The 20,916-nt window shown below is 44.4% G+C and carries 22 protein-coding genes; 9 read left to right on the forward strand and 13 right to left on the reverse strand.

The window, feature by feature from the left end:
* The first annotated feature begins 172 nt into the window (after positions 1 to 172).
* Positions 173 to 2,245 carry a glycoside hydrolase family 97 protein gene (locus ACO067_RS11600; protein ID WP_421874234.1) on the forward strand — a complete coding sequence of 691 codons (2,073 nt, stop codon included), beginning with the start codon at positions 173 to 175 and terminating at the stop codon, positions 2,243 to 2,245.
* Between the two features lie 71 nt (positions 2,246 to 2,316).
* On the opposite strand, the gene ACO067_RS11605 is transcribed toward ACO067_RS11600, so the two are convergent.
* The 3 genes from ACO067_RS11605 to ACO067_RS11615 form a co-directional block, all read right to left on the reverse strand.
* Positions 2,317 to 3,186 (reverse strand): tetratricopeptide repeat protein, encoded by an 870-nt coding sequence (locus ACO067_RS11605; RefSeq protein WP_421874238.1) that lies wholly within the window; start codon positions 3,184 to 3,186, stop codon positions 2,317 to 2,319.
* A 311-nt stretch (positions 3,187 to 3,497) separates the two neighbouring features.
* On the reverse strand, positions 3,498 to 3,929 hold the full coding sequence (locus ACO067_RS11610) for a hypothetical protein (protein WP_421874241.1): 432 nt from the start codon (positions 3,927 to 3,929) through the stop codon (positions 3,498 to 3,500).
* Entirely contained in the window at positions 3,926 to 4,483 is a 558-nt protein-coding gene (locus ACO067_RS11615) for an RNA polymerase sigma factor (RefSeq protein WP_421874243.1), read from the reverse strand. The genes ACO067_RS11610 and ACO067_RS11615 overlap by 4 nt, the downstream gene beginning before the upstream one ends.
* Positions 4,484 to 4,601: 118 nt before the next feature.
* On the opposite strand from ACO067_RS11615, the gene ACO067_RS11620 reads away from it, so the two are divergent.
* Together ACO067_RS11620 and ACO067_RS11625 are read left to right on the forward strand one after the other, a co-directional pair.
* Positions 4,602 to 4,955, forward strand: coding sequence for a DUF6249 domain-containing protein (locus tag ACO067_RS11620; RefSeq protein ID WP_421874245.1), 354 nt, complete (start codon positions 4,602 to 4,604; stop codon positions 4,953 to 4,955).
* Between the two features lie 67 nt (positions 4,956 to 5,022).
* A complete protein-coding gene (locus ACO067_RS11625) occupies positions 5,023 to 5,484 on the forward strand; it encodes a hypothetical protein (RefSeq protein ID WP_421874247.1) in 462 nt (153 codons plus the stop codon).
* On the opposite strand, the gene ACO067_RS11630 is transcribed toward ACO067_RS11625, so the two are convergent.
* Genes ACO067_RS11630 through ACO067_RS11645 form a run of 4 tightly spaced genes read right to left on the reverse strand, consistent with a single transcriptional unit; the run spans position 5,471 to position 9,347 of the window.
* A complete protein-coding gene (locus tag ACO067_RS11630; RefSeq protein ID WP_421874249.1) occupies positions 5,471 to 6,022 on the reverse strand; it encodes a DinB family protein in 552 nt (183 codons plus the stop codon). The two genes, ACO067_RS11625 and ACO067_RS11630, sit on opposite strands and share 14 nt — an antisense overlap.
* On the reverse strand, positions 6,000 to 6,272 hold the full coding sequence (locus ACO067_RS11635) for a UBP-type zinc finger domain-containing protein (RefSeq protein ID WP_421874251.1): 273 nt from the start codon (positions 6,270 to 6,272) through the stop codon (positions 6,000 to 6,002). The genes ACO067_RS11630 and ACO067_RS11635 overlap by 23 nt, the downstream gene beginning before the upstream one ends.
* An 11-nt stretch (positions 6,273 to 6,283) precedes the next feature.
* A complete protein-coding gene (locus ACO067_RS11640; protein WP_421874253.1) occupies positions 6,284 to 7,939 on the reverse strand; it encodes an FAD-dependent oxidoreductase in 1,656 nt (551 codons plus the stop codon).
* Between the two features lie 16 nt (positions 7,940 to 7,955).
* Positions 7,956 to 9,347 carry an ATP-binding protein gene (locus tag ACO067_RS11645; protein ID WP_421874255.1) on the reverse strand — a complete coding sequence of 464 codons (1,392 nt, stop codon included), beginning with the start codon at positions 9,345 to 9,347 and terminating at the stop codon, positions 7,956 to 7,958.
* Between the two features lie 131 nt (positions 9,348 to 9,478).
* Between ACO067_RS11645 and ACO067_RS11650 the strand changes: the two genes are divergently transcribed.
* Complete coding sequence (locus ACO067_RS11650) at positions 9,479 to 12,352, forward strand: M16 family metallopeptidase (protein ID WP_421874257.1); 2,874 nt, start codon at positions 9,479 to 9,481, stop codon at positions 12,350 to 12,352.
* A 2-nt stretch (positions 12,353 to 12,354) separates the two neighbouring features.
* Positions 12,355 to 13,398, forward strand: coding sequence for a hypothetical protein (locus tag ACO067_RS11655; RefSeq protein WP_421874259.1), 1,044 nt, complete (start codon positions 12,355 to 12,357; stop codon positions 13,396 to 13,398).
* A 53-nt stretch (positions 13,399 to 13,451) separates the two neighbouring features.
* On the opposite strand, the gene ACO067_RS11660 is transcribed toward ACO067_RS11655, so the two are convergent.
* The 4 genes from ACO067_RS11660 to ACO067_RS11675 all read right to left on the reverse strand — a co-directional run bounded on the left by ACO067_RS11660 (position 13,452) and on the right by ACO067_RS11675 (position 16,274).
* Complete coding sequence (locus tag ACO067_RS11660; RefSeq protein WP_421874261.1) at positions 13,452 to 14,099, reverse strand: DUF4097 family beta strand repeat-containing protein; 648 nt, start codon at positions 14,097 to 14,099, stop codon at positions 13,452 to 13,454.
* Between the two features lie 20 nt (positions 14,100 to 14,119).
* On the reverse strand, positions 14,120 to 14,902 hold the full coding sequence (locus ACO067_RS11665; RefSeq protein WP_421874263.1) for a DUF4097 family beta strand repeat-containing protein: 783 nt from the start codon (positions 14,900 to 14,902) through the stop codon (positions 14,120 to 14,122).
* A gap of 69 nt (positions 14,903 to 14,971) precedes the next feature.
* Complete coding sequence (locus ACO067_RS11670; RefSeq protein WP_421874265.1) at positions 14,972 to 15,718, reverse strand: hypothetical protein; 747 nt, start codon at positions 15,716 to 15,718, stop codon at positions 14,972 to 14,974.
* Between the two features lie 7 nt (positions 15,719 to 15,725).
* Positions 15,726 to 16,274: an RNA polymerase sigma factor gene (locus ACO067_RS11675; protein WP_421874267.1), complete on the reverse strand. Its 549-nt coding sequence runs from the start codon at positions 16,272 to 16,274 to the stop codon at positions 15,726 to 15,728.
* 135 nt (positions 16,275 to 16,409) lie between these two features.
* Here ACO067_RS11675 and ACO067_RS11680 point away from each other — a divergent pair, with 135 nt between their 5' ends.
* Positions 16,410 to 16,634, forward strand: coding sequence for a hypothetical protein (locus tag ACO067_RS11680; protein ID WP_421874269.1), 225 nt, complete (start codon positions 16,410 to 16,412; stop codon positions 16,632 to 16,634).
* A complete protein-coding gene (locus tag ACO067_RS11685; protein ID WP_421874271.1) occupies positions 16,619 to 16,918 on the forward strand; it encodes a type II toxin-antitoxin system RelE/ParE family toxin in 300 nt (99 codons plus the stop codon). The genes ACO067_RS11680 and ACO067_RS11685 overlap by 16 nt, the downstream gene beginning before the upstream one ends.
* Here ACO067_RS11685 and ACO067_RS11690 read toward each other — a convergent pair.
* Positions 16,915 to 17,661, reverse strand: coding sequence for a DUF3667 domain-containing protein (locus tag ACO067_RS11690; RefSeq protein WP_421874274.1), 747 nt, complete (start codon positions 17,659 to 17,661; stop codon positions 16,915 to 16,917). The two genes, ACO067_RS11685 and ACO067_RS11690, sit on opposite strands and share 4 nt — an antisense overlap.
* Before the next feature lie 43 nt (positions 17,662 to 17,704).
* Here ACO067_RS11690 and ACO067_RS11695 point away from each other — a divergent pair, with 43 nt between their 5' ends.
* Positions 17,705 to 18,022 (forward strand): hypothetical protein, encoded by a 318-nt coding sequence (locus tag ACO067_RS11695; RefSeq protein ID WP_421874276.1) that lies wholly within the window; start codon positions 17,705 to 17,707, stop codon positions 18,020 to 18,022.
* On the opposite strand, the gene ACO067_RS11700 is transcribed toward ACO067_RS11695, so the two are convergent.
* On the reverse strand, positions 18,019 to 18,957 hold the full coding sequence (locus ACO067_RS11700) for an ion channel (RefSeq protein ID WP_421874278.1): 939 nt from the start codon (positions 18,955 to 18,957) through the stop codon (positions 18,019 to 18,021). The genes ACO067_RS11695 and ACO067_RS11700 overlap by 4 nt on opposite strands.
* A 360-nt stretch (positions 18,958 to 19,317) precedes the next feature.
* Here ACO067_RS11700 and ACO067_RS11705 point away from each other — a divergent pair, with 360 nt between their 5' ends.
* On the forward strand, positions 19,318 to 20,877 hold the full coding sequence (locus ACO067_RS11705; protein WP_421874280.1) for an ATP-binding protein: 1,560 nt from the start codon (positions 19,318 to 19,320) through the stop codon (positions 20,875 to 20,877).
* Positions 20,878 to 20,916 lie beyond the last annotated feature (39 nt).

A 20,916-nucleotide genomic window follows, 5' to 3' on the forward strand; every position in this document is an offset into this window, starting at 1 on the left:
ATCTAGAAAAAGGAGGCTTTGTCCTCCTTTTTTGCTGGTCACACTCACCTATCAGAAAATACAAACCTTTGCATAAAGTTTCTCAACGGCCATCTGCCTATCTAGTGCCTCATTCCCACTGCAATGTGTTAGTTTTATGCCACGTAATATTGTTAAGTAAGTATAAAGAAGTATGAAAAATTTTTTGATCCTAACCCTGGCAGGTTTGCTCCTGCTAAGTTGTGGTGGTCCTTCTGATTTAGCCTATCAGGTCAACTCCCCTGACAATCAGATCACCATCACATTCATGACACTAAATGGCAAAGCCGCCTACACTGTAGGTTATAAAGGCAATACGCAAATTGATACCTCGTTCGTCGGGTTTGAATTTCAAGGGCAAGCTCCACTCACCGGAAACCTTGAAGTAACATCTCAGCAAATTTCTACAGCTGACGAAACCTGGGAAATGGTCTGGGGTGAGCAGCGTGAAGTACGCAATAACTACAACCAGCTGAAAGTAACCCTCCAGGAAACAGCGGCTCCAAACCGAACCTTCGATATAGTATTCAAAGCCTATAATGATGGTGTGGGATTCCGATACGAGTTTCCAGAGCAAGATGCTTTTGGTGAAGAAGTAGTCATCACAGAAGAAATGACTGAGTTCAACCTCACCGGTGACCACAAAGTGTGGTGGATTCCTGGTGACTGGGATATCTATGAGTACCTCTACACTGAAAGTAAATTTTCTGAAATCAATGCATACGAGCAGTTCATAGAAGGAGATCACCTGGGCCAGGTGTACCTTAATAGTAACTCGGTAAACACTCCGGTCACCATGAAATCAGATGATGAAATCTATTTGAGTTTTCACGAGGCAGACCTTACAGACTATGCAGGGATGACACTAAAAGTAGACACTGCTAACCTGGCTATGGTCAGTGAGCTAGTGGGTAACGACTCAGGTATTAAGGTCAAAACCTCCGCACCGTTTGTTACCCCATGGAGAACCATCCAAATCACAGACAGAGCAGGTGACTTATTGGAGTCGAAGCTTATTGTCAATCTCAACGACCCGAACGAACTGGGAGATATCGACTGGTTCCAGCCTATGAAATACATCGGCATCTGGTGGGACATGCACCTGGCCAGAAGAACGTGGGATTACGCCTCTGGCAACCATGGCGCTACTACCGAGTACACGAAAGAACTCATTGACTTTGCCGCGGAAAACGACATGGGCGGAGTGCTCGTGGAGGGCTGGAATACTGGCTGGGAGACCTGGACAGATCCCAACATGCGTGATACGATATTTGACTTTACTACTCCGTATCCGGATTATGACCTGGAGTACCTAGCCAATTATGCCAACAGTAAAGGAGTGCAAATCATCATGCATCATGAAACCTCTGGAGCCGTAGCTCGCTATGAAGAGCGCATGGATACAGCCTATCAGTTAATGAACAAGCTTGGGATTCACTCCGTGAAAACTGGCTATGTAGGTACCATCATTCCTGATGGCGAATACCACCACGGACAGTGGATGGTCAATCATTACCAGAATACGCTCGACAAAGGTGCCAAATACCAGGTGGCCATCAATATGCACGAGCCGATCAAAGCCACGGGCCTCAGAAGAACCTATCCAAACGCCATCTCTCGCGAAGGAGCAAGAGGTCAGGAATACAATGCGTGGGCCGGAGACGGAGCCAGTCCTCCATCTCACTTGCCAACCATCGCATTCACCCGAATGCTATCTGGACCATTTGACTACACTCCGGGTATCTTCAACCTGAGCTTAAAACCCTACAAAGAGAATCACCCGATCAAATCAACTTTGGCTTTACAGCTTGGACTATATGTCAATATCTACAGCCCCATCCAAATGGCAGCTGACTTGATCGACTACTACAAGGGCAACCCAGCGTTCCAGTTTATTCTGGATGTGGGAGTGGACTGGGAGCAGAGTAAAGTGCTAGACGGTGAGCCTGGAGACTTCCTGGTTACAGCCCGTCAGGAGAAAGGAACTGATGACTGGTTTGTGGGTGGTATGACCGATGAAAACGCCAGACCTTACACACTAAAGCTAGACTTCCTGGAAGAAGGAAAGACCTACACAGCTAAAGTGTATCGCGACGCAGATGACACCCACTACCTGGATAATCCTACGGCCATTGACATTGTGGAAATGGAAGTGAAAAAAGGAGATGAAATTTCAGTGAACATGAAAGAAGCTGGTGGATTTGCCGTTAGTCTTTTAGCTAAGTAATTAGCGAAATTCATATTAATCGTAACCCTGACCTCAGCAATGAGCGTCAGGGTTTTTTGTTTCACATTAGATTATTCACCCAGTAAGCCGAGTTGCTTCTTGGCGTTTTCGTTATCAGGGTCCAGCTCCAGCACTTTTTCATAGTTAGCAATGGCGTTGGTAGTATCTCCAGCCACCATCAGTGCTTCACCATAGCTGTCATAGACATTTGGGTCATGGCGATAAATGTAAGTGTTGAAGTGAAAAGCCACCAATGCCTCCTCTGTACGGCCCGACCGTAAGTACACATAACCCAGCGTATTGAGCTCAGAGCTTTTGCCTACCACTTTATATACTTTTTGAAAGTGGGCGTTCACATCCTTGTACAGGTCTTCACTTGACATCTCATTCAGTACACTCTGTAAATAAGTGGCCGCTCTGTAGCTTGGTTCTGGAGGATAGCCTAGTGCTATTTGTGCTACATCGGTGACTAGATCAGAGGCAGGAAACTCCACGATTCGGGCATATTCCTTATTGTTTTCCTTAAAAATAAATGTGGGGACACGATGGATATCCAAACCTGCTTCTTCATTATTTGGGCCTTGCTTGTACTTTTCCTGACCATCATAAAGCGCAATGAAATTCAGCTGATTACGATCAAGACCAAGATCATCCCACAAATGCAAAAACTTCGGTACCCAGTACTTGCTGTCACCACACCAGGTGCCGAGGTAAATATCAACTTCCGTGTCTTTTAAGCTCTTTTTCCATTTGTAATTGGTCAACTCAGTGGTGCAGTCATTGTAAGACTCATGGAACCAATCGCCATGGGCTTCTAAATCTGAAATGGTAATGGGGCCGCAGAGGTGCGTCTCGTCACGCTGGTTCACATAAGTTGCTGCTGACTGGGCATAAAGAAGTGATGCCATGCAAAACATGGCCAAAATCAAAATAGGTTTCATTTAGTTTGGTTTTGGTTTACCAGCTAAACGAAGGTGTGTGCCGAAAGGCTGTTAATGAAATGTTAAAGGTCTGGAATGGATCGATTTCAAATCAGTTCAAGTGAAAATCTCAAGCCCGCAGAACGCTATCCATGAGCATAAAGCATTCTCGATTTCTCTTTTTCTCCAAAAATGTGATAGTGACAGTAGGTCTCAATGAGCAGAGTTAGATTTCATAGAGAGATGAACCTCTCAAACTCTGATCTCTTCGAGTGCTCTGTGGTTGGAAATGGTGATTTTGTAGGGTAACCAGTGAAGTCGATACGCGAAAATCAATGCAGATTGTGCATCACCTTATTCTTATAGCTGACCACAAAAGCCACTCCCGTCAAAAGAATTACACCCAAAGATGCCACCAGTATGGAAGAAACCTCTGGAAGCTGAAGCGAAAATCCATTAAAGGCATTGGTCATTTTGGTGGACCATTCTGATAACGCACTAAAATCGAGGGTCGGGATGTCCAGATCGAAATAGGGCTTGCCTCCTTCTCCTTTATAAGCAAACAGTAAGTAACCAATTGTGGATAGAAAAACGGAGTAAATGACCCTCCAGGCTTTTTTACTGATCACTGGCTCATACTCAAACGCAGGACGAGCTTCAATAGAGCGCATGATCTCTTCTTTCAGGCTACCTTTTGGAGTGGTAGCTGACTGTTGGAAAAGCTCATTTAAAAACTGGTCCTCTGAATTCAATTGATTTTTCATGATACCCACTCGGTTATACCCATTCGGGTTAGTTCTTTGTTCAATTTCTTACGAGACCTGTGCAAGATAATCTTCACATTGGAATCTGTCAGCCCTGTGATCTCCATGATTTCTTTGATGGATTGTTCATTGTAATAAAATAATGTCACAATCCCTTTTTCATCATCTGACAACCCCTTCATGGCCTGGTTCAGGACAGCCCGCATATCTGAAAGTTCTGTCTGTTCATGCACGGTGTTGTCTTCAAACTGTCCGGAATGCTTGTCAATATCCACTAAAGACGGCTTGACTTTTCGCAACCTCGTCATGCATGCATAATATGCTATGCGCAGCATCCAGGTAGACAGCTTGGATTCATTCCTAAAGGTGCTCAACGAACGAAACACCTTCATGAAGGTATCCTGAGTCACTTCATGTGCTTCCTCCTCCTGACGTAAGATTTTCAGCGCGAAGTTATACACCTGCACCTGGTACTTATCCACGAGCTCACCAAAGGCACGGTGGTTTCCGGCCAGGATTTGCTCAATCAAATAGGTGTCGTCAGGTTGGTGCATTTATAGTACTTAGACTACCTAATGTACGAAGCGGTTACAGTTTTTTTCTAAATGTTGTAACCGATCTCCAAACCGTGTAGTCAATAAGGGCAAATCACGAAAAACTAAATCGACTAATATGGAACCAATGATTGTATTCCTGGCACTTTTCGCAACGATCTTCGGAATTGCCTATGTATTCCTAACTACTAGAAACAAAGAACGCCTTTCACTAATCGAAAAAGGAGCGGACGCCACTTTGTTTGAGCGCAAAGGCACCAAATTCTCGATTGCCAAGTTCATTCTGAACATTGCGCTACTATTTGTTGGAATTGGGATTGGAATATTTACTGGATGGGTAGCAGTAGAGTCCTTTGGTGAACTAAGATATAGCGAAGTATATATCATGTCAAGCGTGTTCGTCTTTGGAGGGTTTGGCCTGATCACAGGGTTTTTCGTTACCCGCAAAATTGAAAAAGCCGATAACCAATAAAAGGACATCTCCTTCGGTTAACCCTGACAAGCTCTGCCTCGTCAGGGGTTTTTTGTATCTTCCATATATGAAACTAAACTGTACCGTCCTCATATTGATCGTGGTAATGAGCTGCAGCACTAAAACCGAACCACAATCTGAAGTAGTCAATCTAGAAATTTCTCGACTGTCCTATAACAACTTTGAGGTCTCTCTGGAAGAACCATTGATGTTATCCATTACAGCCGATGATGAAACGCCGACTTCTTTAGGAATAACTACCAATCCGCAGCTAGGAGTTAAGTTCTCTTCCAATTTGATCGTCAAAGAGGTCGTAGATGGACGAGAAGAAGCTAAAAAAGACACATCTCACCAACTAACGCTTATGAAACTAGTGGATAATCAGTGGGAACTATTGGTGCCCTTACATACTTCAAAAGAAGCAGAAAAAATCAGCATTAATAATTGCGGCAACATCACCATGAGCTTGGATATGGAGGACGATCAGTTAGTAATGGACTACACTTATCGCCTGGCTATGAACGATTAGCCAAAACTCCTAAATACTGAATCCACGGTCCTACTGCTTCCCGATACTGTCTGGCCATCACTCGCGAAATCTGATGAATGTGTCCCAGGTCATGTACTGTCCAGGTAGCCAATAGTTGTTTTAAGGTGATCTCTCCGAACTCTGGATGAATCCCCACCATCTCCAGATCCAATGCCGATAGTTGGCTAGCCTTTAGCGTGTTTATATTTTCTTCTCGCAACTGGCTGAAGCCTTGGAGCAACTCCTGCATAGTTTTTCCAGCGCTTTCCTCAAATTGCGCAAACCGATCAAAGACCGGAAAAGGCTCTTGACTTCCTGCCAGTATCAACTGCATTCTGGGAATCCAGTCGGTCTTTTCTCCATGGATCAGGTGCCCCACCACATCAAACGGACTCCAGGTCTCCAGTCCTTCGTTACTCATCGTCCATTCTGCAGACAGCCCAGAAAGCAGAGTATGAAGTACTTGAGGGGTCCGTTCGAGTATCTCAATAGACTTTTCCAGATCAAACTGCATCTCAGTATTCTTTAAATGACTCATCTGCATAGCACCAGGCCCATTCTTCACCAGGCTCTGCTGAAATCACTACGGGATGCCCTGTTTCATGAAAGTGCGACGTAGCGTGCTTATTGGGTGATGAGTCACAACAGAGTGTCACTCCACAGGTCTGACAGGTACGCAGATGCACCCAGCGATCTCCTGATTTGATACACTCCTCACATTCGTAAGCTCTTGCCTCATGTGATACCTCAAAGTTTTCGAGGTGCGAACAGGCTTTTGTAGTCAACATAGTATTTCCGGTTAGTTTTCAGCTAAATATTCATGAACAAACTTGATAGCCATGGAGCCTTCACCTACAGCAGAGGCCACTCTGTTCATCGCTCCGGCACGTACATCTCCCGCTGCAAAAATGCCCGGGACGCACGTTTCCAAAAGAAATGGCTCACGCTCCAGTTTCCATACTTTCTTGAAGTTAGGATAGCGCATGAGCGCATTGCCAGTTTCAATAAATCCTTTTCCATCTTTAATCAGCGACATATCCAACCAATCAGTAATGGGCTTAGCACCAATAAATATGAACAGTGCTCCAGCCGGAACTTCCTTTTCCGTTCCGTTGGTCTTCAGCGTTAGCCTTTCCAGCCGTTCCTTTCCGGCCACTTTGGTGACTTCCGTGTGACCCAGCACTTGAATATTCGGCGTTTGTTCAATCTGATCGATCAGATACTGTGACATACTCGAGCTCAGATCTGGCTTTCGAATAACGATGTAAACTGCCCTGGCAAATTGCGACAAATACATTGCCCCTTGACCAGCACTATTTCCGCCTCCCACAATGTAGACCTCTTCGTTCATGCAGGCATTGGCCTCTGTGGTGGCTGCCCCGTAGTAAACGCCTGCTCCGGTAAAGTCATCTATGCCCTCGGCTGGGTGCTTTTTATAATCTACCCCGGTGGTGATGATCACACTCTTACTGTTGATCTCCGATCCATCAGCTAGTTGAATCAGTTTGTAGTTATCCTTCAAAGAAATAGCCTTTACTTCCTGTGGAGAGAGAAACTCCACTCCAAACCGGGAGGCTTGGCTGATCGCTCTTCTGGAAAGATCCGAGCCACTTAATCCTTTCGGAAATCCCAAATAATTTTCTATTCTTGAGCTGGTCCCAGCCTGACCTCCAGGCGCTCGCTTCTCAATCAAAAGTGAATTCAACCCTTCAGAACCACCGTATACTGCAGCTGCCAATCCTGCCGGACCAGCACCAATGATCGTCACGTCATACATGGTTTTGCTCGCCTGCACATTCATCCCGGTTTTGCTTCCCACCTCAGCTATTGTGGGTTTAGTCAGAAAAGATCCATCTTCAAAAAATACAGTAGGAAGCGATTTAGAATCTATGTGGTTGATTTGAAGAAGGTTTTTAGCGTCTTCTGAAGTTTCTACATCCAGCCATTGATAAGGAATCAAGTTACCACTGAGAAAGTCCTTAATGGCGTGAGAGTTCGGTGACCATTGATACCCCAAAATCTTAATCCCATCAAAATCAGGTTTGAAAGTGCTCTGCCATTCATCCAGCTGATCGTTGAGGACTGGATACATTTTCTCTTGCGGTGGGTCCCAGGGTTTGAGTAAATAATAATCTAACTGTACTTCATTAATTGCCCGTATGGCTGCATCCGTATCAGAGTAAGCTGTCAACAAAATCCGCTTCGCTTCAGGATAAAATGTCCTTGCCCGCTCCAAGAATTCTACACCAAGCATTTCTGGCATCCGCTGATCAGAGATAAATAGTGCGATGGTTTCACCTTTATTTTTTAACTCCTTTAGGGCCTCCAGGGCTTCACTGGCTGAATCAGTGGCCATGATTTTATAGTCACTCCGATACTCCGAACGGACATCTCGTTTGACAGCATTGAGTACCGCAGGGTCATCGTCGAGAAGAAATATGATGGGTTGTTTCATTGATTATACTTGTCGGTTAGGTGATAGGAAGACAAACTTTAAACGCTGTGCCGGATGCATTGGATTCAAAGGTAATGGCACCATTGTGCTGTGTAGTTACTATCTGGTGAACCACTTCCAAACCCAGGCCAGTGCCTTTGCCAATGTCTTTGGTAGTGAAAAACGGATCAAATATCTGATCTTGAATATCCTCGGGAATTCCCGATCCAGAATCTTTAATGATCACATTAATGAATTCTTTGTCTTGTACGGTTTTAATCAGGAGCTTTCTGGATTCAGCATTTTCCATGGCATCAATGGCATTGTCAATAAGATTCGTCCATACCTGGTTCATCTCACTGACCAGGATTCGTGGTTTGGCCAGGTTCGGGGAAAATTCCTTTTCAACTGAAATATTAGCCTTGCGCAGCTTGTGGCCGAGCATGTTCAGGGTGTTCTCGATTCCTTCGTGCAAATCCACGGGCTTTTTCTCCGGTGCCTGGTCCATGTGTGTATAGCTTTTCACGGAAGTGACCAGTGTGTTGATCCTTCCTGAAGCCTCCTCAATTTCCGAAACCAAAAGCTCTGTAGTCAGCACCTGATCCAGCCAGTTGAGGATGGGTCCCAGGTCTTTATCCTGTACATAATTCGTTAGATCATCCAGATCATCACTGTTGAATCCAAAAGTGACCAATGTATCTGTCAGCGACTCAGCATGGTCTATTTCATTCTCCTCCAACCAGTCCAGCAAATCATCCTCCAGTGAGGAACGCTCCATCATCGATAGTTTGGGTTTTGGATGCTCAAGCTTTGCAAAAAGCATCTCATTTACCGCATCCACTTGCTCATCGGTCATGTCAATTTTGATGACGCGTTTGAAGCCTTCTGGCAAGAGTTTTAAGTGGGATGAAAGTGATTGAGCACTTCGGACGATGGCCGCAGATGGGTTATTGAGCTCATGAGCCAGTCCGGCAGACAGTTTTCCCAATGCCATCATTTTATCATTCTGCTGCTGAGCTTTGGTAAACTGACGAATCCGGGAGCTCATGACATGAACCAAAGCAGTCGTCAACTCTTCCTGCTGAGTGATCATGTCGTGAAATCGGCTCTTCGGCAAAATCAGCACTCTGGCTTCCTGCATGACTTGTGCATACCCGTTGGCCACATCTGCCCGAGAATATGGTAAGTAACCAGAGATACTTCCAGGTACAAAATTGCCAATGACTCGAAACTGGTTTCCTTGCTTGGATTTAAGCACCACATTGCCCTCTAGCAATATAAGCAGCTTGTCAATCGGATCTCCAGGTTTGAACAAGTGGTCACCTTCCTGATAGGTCACTATCTGACCTTCATCGAGCAGCCACTGCAGTTGCTCGGTAGGTACATCCTTCAATGATTCAACTGCTTTTAACAGATCTAATGGGGCCATGAGATTTTTACTGGAGTTTACGTTATTCAATTTATTTGTTTGTCGGTTTAAAAACCAATGTCTTATGGACGACCTTCGACTAATCCGGTCAATCCGCTATCTTTCCATTATCAAAATTGTCCAATCAACGCATGAAAAAATTAATCGCCTTATTGCTGATGGTAGGATGTTCCTCCGTCTTTGCTCAAAAAAATGACTTGCTGCAGGTAGAGTCCTATCAACTCACCAATGGTCTAACTGTATTTCTCAATCCTGACAGTACAACTACCAAGGTCTTTGGGGCGGTGATGGTCAACGCTGGAGCTAAAAATGAAGACCCAACAGCAACGGGCATGGCACATTATCTAGAGCATATGCTTTTTAAGGGTACCGATCGAATGGGCACATGGGATTTCTCCTCTGAGAAGCCTCACCTGGACTCAATTAACTTGCTGTATGAACAGCTGGCTGATGCAAGTACTCCTGAGCGCAAGTCTGCGATCCAGCAAGAAATCAACAAGCAATCCATCGCTGCATCTACTTATGGTTTGCCCAATGAATTTGATAAGTTGCTCAAAAGCATTGGTAGCACAGGGGTGAATGCCTTCACCAACTATGAGATGACTTACTACCACAATTATTTCCCTCCGCATGAGATCGATAAGTGGTTGGACCTGTATGCCGAAAGGTTTGAGCGACCCATTTTTCGCTCCTTTCAGTCGGAGCTTGAGGTAGTTTACGAAGAAAAGAATCGTGCTGAGGACAGCTTCGAAAGGCGGGTGTTCGAAAAAATGGAGTCGCTGATCTTTCCTAACCTTCCCTATGGTCAGTGGTCCGTTTTGGGTACAACAGATCACCTGAAAAATCCATCCCTTACTAAAATGTACGACTTCTATGAGAAGAACTATGTGCCGGGTAATATGGCATTGATCCTAAGCGGCAACTTTGATAAGGAAGAAGTAAAGCCCAGCATCGAAGCACGTTTTGGTGATTGGGAAGCTCGAGAAGTACCAGTGCTGAACCTACCACAAGCCCAACCAATAAAAGGTGAGCGAGTAGAGAAAGTGCGGATCACCCCGGTGAAGGCTGGATTCCTAGGTTTCCAAACTGTTCCTTACAGACATCCAGACCGATATGCCATGGATGTCTGCGAATACCTGCTCTACAATGAAGGGGAAACGGGTTTTATCAATCAGATCGAGCTGAATAATGAAATGATCTATGCTGGCTCGTTCAATTCAGTCTACAATGATGCCGGAGCATTTGTGATCTTCTTTGTTCCCAAAATCCTCATTCAGAGTATTGGCAATGCCGAAAAGAAAATAGAGGCAGCACTGGAAAGAGTACGAACCGGAGACTTTTCAGATGAACTCTTGCAAGCAGCAAAAAATGAAATCAGCAGAAATTTTCAGGAAAGCCTGGAAGACCTGGAAGAAAGAAGTGTGCTCATAGGAGGCGCTTTCAACGCAGGGCTTAGTTGGGAGGAAGTACTTGCTTATCCTGAAACAGTGCAAAATATTACCAAAGCTGATATCCAGCGAGTGGCCAATGCCTATCTGGGCGACAATCGTGTGAAGATGATCTCCAGAACCGGGTTTCCTAAAAAAGACAAACTGGACAAACCCCCTTACAAACCGGTGGTAACAGAGCAGGAAAAAGAATCGGCCTATGCCCAATCCTTTGAAGAGATTCCGGCCAGACCATTTGAACCACAGTTCCTCGATCTGGAAGAAGATGTAGAGCGAACGAAGCTCTCAGGCGGTCATGAATTGATTGTCTCTAAAAACCCGATCAACAATGTGTTCAACCTGGAACTAAGGTTCAAAAAGGGAACCATTAACGAACCAAAGCTGGAATACGTAGCAGCAATAGGCACACTCTCAGGTGCCGGGGACTACAGCATGAATGAGCTTAAAAATGCATTCGCCAGCATTGGTAGCACCTACAGTGTGTACGCCGGACTGAATCATTTTGTGGTGGAGATCACAGGTACCGAGAACAATCTGGAAGAGGCACTAAAACTTGCCAACATTTTGCTCACCGATATCAAACCAGATGATAATTCACTAAAAGTCCTTTACAACAGTGAGAAGACCGAACGCAAACTAGAAAAGCGCACTCCACAGTCCTTGAGCGTAGCTCTGCTCAATTATGCTTCGTATGGAGAGGAGTCCTATTACCTCAAACGCTTCGGACAGAAGCAAATCAAAAAACTGGATGCTGAGGACCTGAAGAACGATTTCCTGGCAATCATGAAAAACTACCAGGCGGAAGTGATCTTCTCTGGAAAGACAAATACCTCTGAATTGGCAGATTTATTAATTAAGCATCTGGACTTAGCTGAAAATGGTACCGCTAACAAAATGCAGGTGCGAGAGATGCAACCGGTGAGCAAACCACAAATACTCTTTGTAAACAATAAAAAAGCGGTACAAAGTCAGGTGTATTTTTATATGCCTGGTCCTCCAGTCACCAGGGAGGAATATCCATATCACCAGGCCTTTAACCAGTACTTCGGAGGTGGTTTTTCTGGGTTAGTCTTACAAGAAATCCGAGAATACAGGTCACTTGCTTACTCAGCAGGAGGCTGGTACCAAACAGCTCCTTTAGAAGGGTCAAAAGCTCGCTTGCTCACCTATATTGGGTGCCAGGCCGATAAAACTACTGATGCCATTGCCGTGATGAAAGGACTAATCGAAGACATGCCGCAGAAAGCAGAACGCATTCCTTCCTTACGCAAAAACCTGCAGTTAGAGACCGTCACTGAATACCCGGATTTCAGAAATATCCCGGATCAGGTGATCAACCTGGAGCTTAGAGGTTTTGATGAGGACCCCAATAAGAAAGCGTTTGATACCTACGCGGAGTTATCGATGGACGACATCTATCAGTTCTATGCCGAGCGAATCAAGGATAAGCCGTATACAATTACCGTATTGGGAGATTCACGCCGCATCAACCTGGATAAACTACGGCAGCTAGGTGATGTGGTAGAGCTGGATTATGACGACTTCATGACGAAATAGCCATGAAGAAGTTCCCAATCGCATTCGGAGTTCTCCTATTGATTGTTGGAGGTATAGTGCTCCACATACTGATATCAGGTGGGTTTTTTCGTGAAATAAAACCAGGCTATAGTGGGAACATCAGCAGAATGATCGGTGTAAAAGGAGCCGAAGACCTGGCAATTTCCAGAGAAGATTCCTTTCTGATCATCAGCAGTGACGATCGGGCGGCGCGGTTTCACGGGCGTCACCGAGAAGGTGGTCTGTACAAACTCGATCTCAAGAACCCTGAAGCAACTCCTGTGCTGCTATCGGGAGCGATAGATTTTCCATTTTTCCCTCATGGTATCTCCATGCTCAAAATTGACTCTGGTGTCTATAAGCTCTGGGTAATCAACCACCCAAGGAGAAATCATACAGTAGAAGTCTTCAAGTTATTTGGTGATACTCTGGTTCATGAACTTACCCTGGAGGACGATGCCTTGGTGAGCCCTAATGACCTGATTGCCATCAACGAAGATCAATTTTATGTAACTAATGACCACCAGTATCGGTATGGCTGGAGGCGAATAGCCGAAGATTACCTGGGTCTGGCGCTTTCGGATGTTCGGTTTTATGATGGCACTAACTATACCAAAGTTGCCGATGATATTGCTTACGCTAACGGCATCAACTACGATGCGGACCGAAACTTGCTCTTTGTTGCTTCTCCAAGAGGGTTTCTGGTAAAGGTGTTTGAGCCAAAAGAAACAGGCGAACTGGAGTTCATCGAAGATATTGATACCGGAACAGGTGTGGACAACATCGAATTTGATGCAAATGGTAAACTCTGGATTGGGTGTCATCCCAACCTGCTGGCTTTCGCCAAATACGCCTCAGGTAAGGCGGGTTATTCTCCATCAGAGATCATTATCATTGATTATCGTGCGGAGGGCGACTATTCTGTTGAGTCTGTCTTTATAGATGAGGGTGAGTTGATTTCTGCCTCCACCGTCGCGATTCCTTTCCATAACCAGGTTTACATAGGTAATGTGATGGATGATGAGCTCGTTGTTTGGAAACCATAAAAACCCTGAGCTCCAAATGAGCATCAGGGTTCAGACTTGGAAAATTATGGTTCCTATCCTTTTCTCAGAAAAATATCTCCACTGATTGTTTCTAGCTCCATGGGGATTCCACCATTATTGATTCTACCTTTCACCTTCATTCCCACTATCTGTCGCAAGCCGTCTTTTCCTTCTGGGTAGGCTATATTGAGATCTGAGTAAATTTCTCCAGAGATGGTTTTTGCATCGAAATCAATACCCTCAGTAGAAGGCACAGAGATATCGATATCTCCGGAGATAGTTTTCAACTTCATGTCTCGTGGATAATTGGTTAGGATAAAGTCACCACTGATGGTATATGCATCCACCTTCATGTTTTTAGGCATGTACACTGTATAGTAGAGGTCCGTTTGCCAGCTGCAGTTGTTATCCTTGCGGTCTATCTTGTCCCACATGTCCTTATCCATTTCGATGGTAATGGATCGTGAAGTTTCACGCTTCTCCAGGGAGAAAATATGGTCGTATTCGCCATCGTTGATTGAGACGCTGACTTCCACATAAACTTCCTGTTTGTCCCAGGTCTTTACAGTGATTTCATCAGCAAAGTCAAATTTCAACTCCAGCAGGTCCTGATCGCTGACCGTGGCTCTTTCGGTCACTTTGGTCTGGGCAAATCCCACCCAGGTAGCTGTTACAAACAGCGCAGTTAAAAGATTTTTCATGATTTTAGATTTTTTGTTTCTTACTTCTTGCGGATGTACACGTCCCCGCTGATGCTTTTCAAAGTGATTTCTACCCCACCTCCATTGAGTGTTGCTTCCGAAGACATTCCTCCACCCAGTCGTTTCATTTTTTCGTCATTACCAAACTGGAAGTCCATGTCAGTGTAAATCTCACCAGAGATGGAGCTTAGCTTAAAGTTGCCCTTGGTGCTGGCTGGAAGCGTCACATCCACATCTCCGCTCGTTGTTGTAATCGATGTTGGGGTAGCTTGACTGATGGTAGAAAAATCAACCTCAATGTCACCACTCAATGAATAGGCTACTAAAGGACCAGTAATATTCTTAAGGTCCAGGTCCCCATTCTGTGTTTTTACCTCCACCTCGTTGGATAGTCCTGTGGCTGAAAAGTCTCCCCCTTGCCAGGAGTTAAGATCCACTTTGAGCTTGATATTCTTGGGTACTTTGAAGTAATACTCTCCGTCCGCCTTTTTACTGGCTCCAGAGATCTTGATGAGGTTTCCTTCTTGCTGCACACTCAGGCCTATTCCTGTATTTTCTGGTCCAGTAGCTGACAGAGGTTTGAGTCCCTTTGCTTTTTCAGGAATCCCTTCATAGTCATCAGTTTCGATGCTAATCTCACTACCACTCGTACCCTCTATGATCACGTCTGCATACAGGTTCTCAATGACGATAGTCGTCTGTGACACATCTCCTTTAGGAGAAAGCTTGTATTCCTTAGCCATTTGGCTGAAGCCCAAAAAAGTCAGGCACATCAGCGCGGATATTATGGTTATTTTTTTCATTGTCTTTTCGGTTTGTCTTTTGAGTTTTGAAAATTTGATCTATTCCAATTGGCCTAATTGAATGCTTTATTAGATGAGAATGTCCAAAGCAATTTTCGCTTGCTTTTTCACCTCTGGGTTGGTCGATTCCTGATCCAACAAATGTCTTAGCGGCTTCACAGCCTGTTTTTCTTGCGCCTCGGCTAGAATGCTGATCAGTGAAATTTGAATCAATGGGTCTGTTTGAATTTCCAGGGATTCTGCCATCCGAGTCCGCACAGTCTCCTGGTCCATGAAGCGCACCAGAGCTTGTGCAGCCGCATAGCGCACATTCGGACTTTCATCGGTATTCAGCGTTTTGAATAATGAGCTCAATAATTTTTCACTATAAACAGGTTTTTCTGATTCAATTCTGTTGACCACCTGGAGGCGCTCACTGGCAGATGCCGGATTCAGTGCATTCACCATGGACACTTCTTTCAGTATCTCTAGCTGTGCCTTCAAAGCCACCAGCTCCTCAGACTGATCATCTGCAGAAAACTTACCAATGGAAAACCCCAAAACCAGCAGTGCCACCGCGGCAGCTACCTGCCACCAGGCAAATGATCCTGATCGGTTTTCTTTGGCGACCTCCTCGGCAATAGCCGTGCTGACCTGAAACTGGACGGCATCAGGCACTGGTACCTCTTCCATTTGATCCATCGTTTTAATTACCTGCTGGTACTGTTCCAGCTCAGAACTGCAGTCTTCACAGGTGTTCAAGTGGTGGCTTAGCTCCTGTTCTAACTCACCTGTTTCCAGGTATTCAATAATTTCTTCTTCTGTGATATGTCTCATCCTCTGGTCAGTTGAGGTTCTTTTCTATTTCAAAATAAATTTCCTTAAGCTGCTTGATGGTACGATGGACCTGCACTTTGATGGCGCTCACTGACGTTTCCCTCAGCTCGGCAATCTGCTCGTATTTCATGCCTTGAAACTTGCTGAGCACTAACAGCTCCCGTTTGTCATCGGGCAGTTGCTTCATGGCCAGCATCAAGGTCTGTTCGCGTTCATATTGTAGCTCATCTTGATGGTCTTCCTTTTCTGGAAGCACTTCTACCGGATTGAACCGATCAGAGTGTACTTTCATTTTCTTAAAATGATCCTTCACCTGGTTGCGAGCGATCTGAAACAGCCACGTCTCGAAACTATTTCCGGCTTTGTACGACTTCCGATACTTCATCACCCGGATGAAGGTATTCTGAGTCAGGTCCGCACTATCGGCCGCATCCATCGTTGCCCTCAGAAAGTAGTTGTACACACGCTGTTGATAGCGGATCACCAGGGCATTGAGCATGTCTAGTTGCCCACGTTGCACCGTCATCATTAACAGCTCGTCACTTGCTTCGCTCAAGTTCTAATTCAGTTTAGATTTTTGTGAATTCGGATAAGTTACCTGAAAAGGAAAGGAAGGTTACAGGGGTTTGAGAATTTTTATCAGCTTCAGAATGTTTCTTGTTCAATGTCGAATTATCATTACATTTAGACTATGACTCGAATCAAAGAAAGACTCATTGGCAAAATTCAGGAAAGTGAAGACCTTGAACTTCTCGAAGATATCTTATCTATTCTGGATGAGAGTTCAGATGAAGTCATCCGATTAACTACCCACCAAAAATCAAGTGTTGAGAGTTCTCTAAAAGATATAAATGAGGGTAGGGTACTGAGTGAGAAAGATTTCGAAGACAAAATGAATCAATGGTCAAGCGAATAGTTTGGACACAAACTGCTATTCAGGAATTGGAAGAAACTCTTGATTACTGGAAAAAGAACAATCAATCAACGACTTATCCCAAAAAAATTCTTGGTAATTTGAAGTATGTTCTGAGACTCTTGAAAAAACACCCTCATTTAGGTCTACCGACTGATTATCCGAATGTCTGCGCACGAACTTTTATGAGTCATTTTCAAATAATTTACTCAGTGCGGCAGGATGCCATTTTTATTTTAAGTTTTTGGGACTCCCGGCAAGACCCGGAATCAAATAGATACACCTAATACTGCGTCTGATATATCAACACAGCGATCCCAAGGAACACAGCCGCTACCGAAAATATGTAAAACAGGTTAAGCACGATCAGGCGCCACCAGGTAGCAAACCACCCTTTGTCATAAACCCGCTTAAGGGAAAGCAACAGGTAGATTTCCGTGATCCCGATACAGCCAAGCAATAGTTGCTGATTTACCCCATACATGGAATCGAAGACATAGGTGGTCAAGAGAATGTAAAGGGTAAACAACAAGAGAACGAATGCGTGAAAATGGACTGAGTAAATAAAGGAGGACAAATAGAACCGTCCTTTCTGCCGAAAGAGGATGTATGTAAAAAAGGCAAAAAGCGGAAGAAGAAAGAAAAACAGTCTCGGCATCCAGATATCAAAATACGCATCGAAGAAAGCTGCGTCCAGGTTTTCTCCCTCGAGCTGAATCGGTTCTTTACTACCACTGAGGAAGAGAAAAAAGAAAATACTAATGAAGATATACATCCGCAAAGGAGGAATGTATCGGACTCTTCTTCCATCCAGGTATTCATTGGTCAGAAAACCCGGCTTAATTAGTAATGGTACCACACTACGAATGATCTTGGAATCGAAGGTGAAATAATCTCCCAGAAAATCCACAATGAACTCCTTAAAATAAATGACGCGTTCTTTGTGCTCTTGTCCACAATTAGGACAGAAATGATGAGTGGTTTCTAACTGAAACCCACAATTCTTGCATATTTTAGTGGTATCCTTCACCTTTAGGTAGATTCAAAACGAAAATAAGGGGTTGCACCACTAAATGAAAACTTTTTGCCTGGTATGCTTCTGTTTGATAGCGATTGGCTACTCAGCTTCTGCGCAGAAGATCGTGGTGGATTCCTCTTTTGCCAGTGCGTATAAAAAGGCGGAAGTAAACAAGGAACAGCAAATGGCCGCTCCGGTCGAAGAAGAAAAAGTGGAGTCCTTCGGTGATCTGGTAGGCAAAATAGGTGAAGGTATCTGGAAGCGTCTGAAATACCGCCTCAATCTGGAAGGAGTCCAGGAAAGCCTGGAAGCCAAGAAAGAAAAGTTTACCGGTGGTAAAGATGAGGAAGAGGATGAAGACAAGGAAGGTTAGACCTTGTGAAAATCACTGATCTTATTGAGGTGTACCACCGTTTCGCCCTGAGCCGCCGGATCAAACATGGGATCAAAATCAGCATCAAAAACTAGCTCATCCATATTGTATTCGTGAATTTGATGTACATAGGTGTTGAACGTGTCATCATACCCCTTCAGAATGATCAGGAACTCCGCTCGCTCATCGCTCAGATCTAGCATCCCTTTGCCAAATATTGGACTGTTTTCATCTATCGGGTGTACAATGGTCCAGGGCAGCGGAAACATATTGATGAAATTGATCTCCAGGTCCAGCGACATGTAGCGCCGCTTCACGTCTTCACCATCCTTTTGTAAAAACGAGTACATCACGCGTGCTTCCATGTCGATGAGTTGACTCTCCCGCATGTTGGCAATTCTAAACTTGAGGCCTTTTGCACCTCGATACGGACTAATCAGTATTTTCTCACTAAATGCGATCTTAGACCGAGCTTTAGAAAACCTCCCATACAGGATACCAGTGGCAAATGCAAAGCCTAAAAGACCTATCATGGCCTCTACAGCAGCCACAAAACTAGTTAAAGGTCCGACCGGACTAATGCGACCGTAACCCACCGTAGTAAGGGTCTGAGTAGAAAAGAAAAAACAATGAGTAAACTCATTGAGTGAATTGTCATTATATTCGGTAAGGTATTCGATCCCGATGAGGTAATAGATGGTACCAAATAAGGTGTTGACCAGGAAGTACGAGAGTGTGACGAAAACAAAAAACCGCGACCAGGACATATTGATCAGCCAGTGATACAATGAAAACCCGCTGAGTCCCGCACCGCGATTGATTACATTGAACTGACCATCTTTACTAATAAAGCGATCGGTAGAAAGCCGTTTGGTTCCCAGACCGAGCTCACGGAACCGTTCGGAAAGATTGTTGGTGCGTTTGTTTCGTGCCACTAGTGAGTTTTGAGAATCAAATTAACGATTCTCATCAAAATATGGTTATTGAAACCCGGTCATTTAACGGTTGATTGCATGAGAAATGAAAGATTGACACACCTTCGGAGTCTGTCGGACGATGTAGAAGGTTTATTTGTCGAAAGGGTGATGCACCTTTTACAATCTACGAGTAATTTACATTGATTAACAACGAATAATACAATTTTAACTAAAATAAAACATATCCTTACTGGAGAGCTACCTGCTCACTTCACCGAGAAGGAACGAGCCAGAATTCTTGCAATCAATATTTTCGGAATTGTGATTGTCCTAGTGTGTTTGGTGTATTCTGTGGTATTCCAGCAAATCGAGGAATATATGGCTAGCTACATCACGTTATCCGTGGTGTTTGTCTGCCTCATGCCCATCACACTCAACTATCTGGGCAAATACGATTTTGCCAGGTGGTTGTATGTTTTCTTTTCCCCTATTCTGATCTTCTACTATAGTTCATTGCTGGGCAAGGAGTTTGGGATTAGTTATTTCTTTATCGTGGTATTTGCACTTCCATTTGTCTTTTTAAAGCCTACTGAGAAGGTACTGGCCACTATTTTTTTTGTTTACAATTGTGCCTGTATGTTTTTCCATGAGTTTGGCGATGTACAGTTCATCAAGCCGATGGTATTCTCAGAAACACTAGCCATCGCTGTAAAAGTCACCATTTTTAGCATGGTGATCTTTTTTGCCTTTGTGCTGTTCTTTGCCTTCTACCAGACCATTATCAAAAACGAACAACGGCTCATTCAAACCAATACGGAGCTTGAAAAGGCTTCACAGGTCAAGCAAGAGTTTTTGGCCACAATGAGCCATGAATTGCGAACTCCTCTCAACGCAGTGGTGACCATCACTTCGCTGCTGGATGAAAACCCCAACCATAAGGACCGCCTTACTTTTCACAAACTGCTTAAGCATTCAGCACACAACTTACTTTCTATTGTCAACGACATTTTGGACTTCAGTAAGCTGGAAGCCAACAAAATGCAGCTTGAACTCCAATCACTAGAAATCAGGGATGTACTGAAAAAAACACTGGAGATGTACACTACCCTGGCAGAAGAAAAAGGACTTGCACTAAACCTGAACATTGAAGAGGAGGTAGGCAAGGTCTATAAACTGGATGAAATCAAACTTGGCCAGATCATTGGAAACCTGATCTCCAATGCCATTAAGTACACTACTCAGGGAGAAGTCACCCTGAATGTACAGCGCTACAGAAGTGAGGGTCTCTTTGATGAGTTATACTTTGAGGTAATAGACACCGGGCAGGGGATTTCGGCTGAAGATCTTGAAAACATTTTCGAAAGCTTTAGCCAAATCAAATCAGTGCTCACACGCAACGAAGGTGGTACTGGGCTTGGACTGGCTATAGTCAAAAGGCTACTGAGCCTGCATGGTAGTGACATTGGCGTAGAAAGCCAGCCTGGTATAGGTTCCAAATTCTACTTTTCACTTAGGCTGAAAAGTATGTCTAAAAGCAACAAGCCTGAAAATCAGAAATTCCGAATCACTGAAAACAAGAACGTACTTTTGGTGGAAGACAATGCTGTAAATGCTATGGTAGCCACCAAGCTGTTACAAAACTGGGGCTTGAAAATCGAAACAGCCGCTAATGGTGAAGTAGCCGTAAACGCGTGTTCTGAAAAAACCTATGATGTCATTCTCATGGACCTGCACATGCCAATAATGGACGGTTTCACAGCGGCTAAGACCATACGCGAGACTGATAACCCCAACAAGTTTGTTCCTATTTTTGCATTGACAGCTGATGTAAATGGGGAAAACAACCTGGATTACAACAAATATTTTGATGGGTTTATCACCAAGCCTATTCAGCAGGAGAAGCTCCACCATGCACTCATGAGTCGACTGACCAAATAATTCATAACTGCTTCGCTCTTATTTTTGTCATTATTCGTC

This window comes from Marinoscillum sp. (assembly GCF_965229915.1).
Lineage (GTDB): Bacteria > Bacteroidota > Bacteroidia > Cytophagales > Cyclobacteriaceae > Marinoscillum.

Coding starts and splice junctions, on each gene's coding strand:
- ACO067_RS11600 (WP_421874234.1), top strand. CDS start 173: ATGAAAAATTTTTTGATCCTAACCCTGGCAGGTTTGCTCCTGCTAAGT.
- ACO067_RS11605 (WP_421874238.1), bottom strand. CDS start 3,186: ATGAAACCTATTTTGATTTTGGCCATGTTTTGCATGGCATCACTTCTT.
- ACO067_RS11610 (WP_421874241.1), bottom strand. CDS start 3,929: ATGAAAAATCAATTGAATTCAGAGGACCAGTTTTTAAATGAGCTTTTC.
- ACO067_RS11615 (WP_421874243.1), bottom strand. CDS start 4,483: ATGCACCAACCTGACGACACCTATTTGATTGAGCAAATCCTGGCCGGA.
- ACO067_RS11620 (WP_421874245.1), top strand. CDS start 4,602: ATGGAACCAATGATTGTATTCCTGGCACTTTTCGCAACGATCTTCGGA.
- ACO067_RS11625 (WP_421874247.1), top strand. CDS start 5,023: ATGAAACTAAACTGTACCGTCCTCATATTGATCGTGGTAATGAGCTGC.
- ACO067_RS11630 (WP_421874249.1), bottom strand. CDS start 6,022: ATGAGTCATTTAAAGAATACTGAGATGCAGTTTGATCTGGAAAAGTCT.
- ACO067_RS11635 (WP_421874251.1), bottom strand. CDS start 6,272: ATGTTGACTACAAAAGCCTGTTCGCACCTCGAAAACTTTGAGGTATCA.
- ACO067_RS11640 (WP_421874253.1), bottom strand. CDS start 7,939: ATGAAACAACCCATCATATTTCTTCTCGACGATGACCCTGCGGTACTC.
- ACO067_RS11645 (WP_421874255.1), bottom strand. CDS start 9,347: ATGGCCCCATTAGATCTGTTAAAAGCAGTTGAATCATTGAAGGATGTA.
- ACO067_RS11650 (WP_421874257.1), top strand. CDS start 9,479: ATGAAAAAATTAATCGCCTTATTGCTGATGGTAGGATGTTCCTCCGTC.
- ACO067_RS11655 (WP_421874259.1), top strand. CDS start 12,355: ATGAAGAAGTTCCCAATCGCATTCGGAGTTCTCCTATTGATTGTTGGA.
- ACO067_RS11660 (WP_421874261.1), bottom strand. CDS start 14,099: ATGAAAAATCTTTTAACTGCGCTGTTTGTAACAGCTACCTGGGTGGGA.
- ACO067_RS11665 (WP_421874263.1), bottom strand. CDS start 14,902: ATGAAAAAAATAACCATAATATCCGCGCTGATGTGCCTGACTTTTTTG.
- ACO067_RS11670 (WP_421874265.1), bottom strand. CDS start 15,718: ATGAGACATATCACAGAAGAAGAAATTATTGAATACCTGGAAACAGGT.
- ACO067_RS11680 (WP_421874269.1), top strand. CDS start 16,410: ATGACTCGAATCAAAGAAAGACTCATTGGCAAAATTCAGGAAAGTGAA.
- ACO067_RS11685 (WP_421874271.1), top strand. CDS start 16,619: ATGGTCAAGCGAATAGTTTGGACACAAACTGCTATTCAGGAATTGGAA.
- ACO067_RS11695 (WP_421874276.1), top strand. CDS start 17,705: ATGAAAACTTTTTGCCTGGTATGCTTCTGTTTGATAGCGATTGGCTAC.
- ACO067_RS11705 (WP_421874280.1), top strand. CDS start 19,318: ATGGCTAGCTACATCACGTTATCCGTGGTGTTTGTCTGCCTCATGCCC.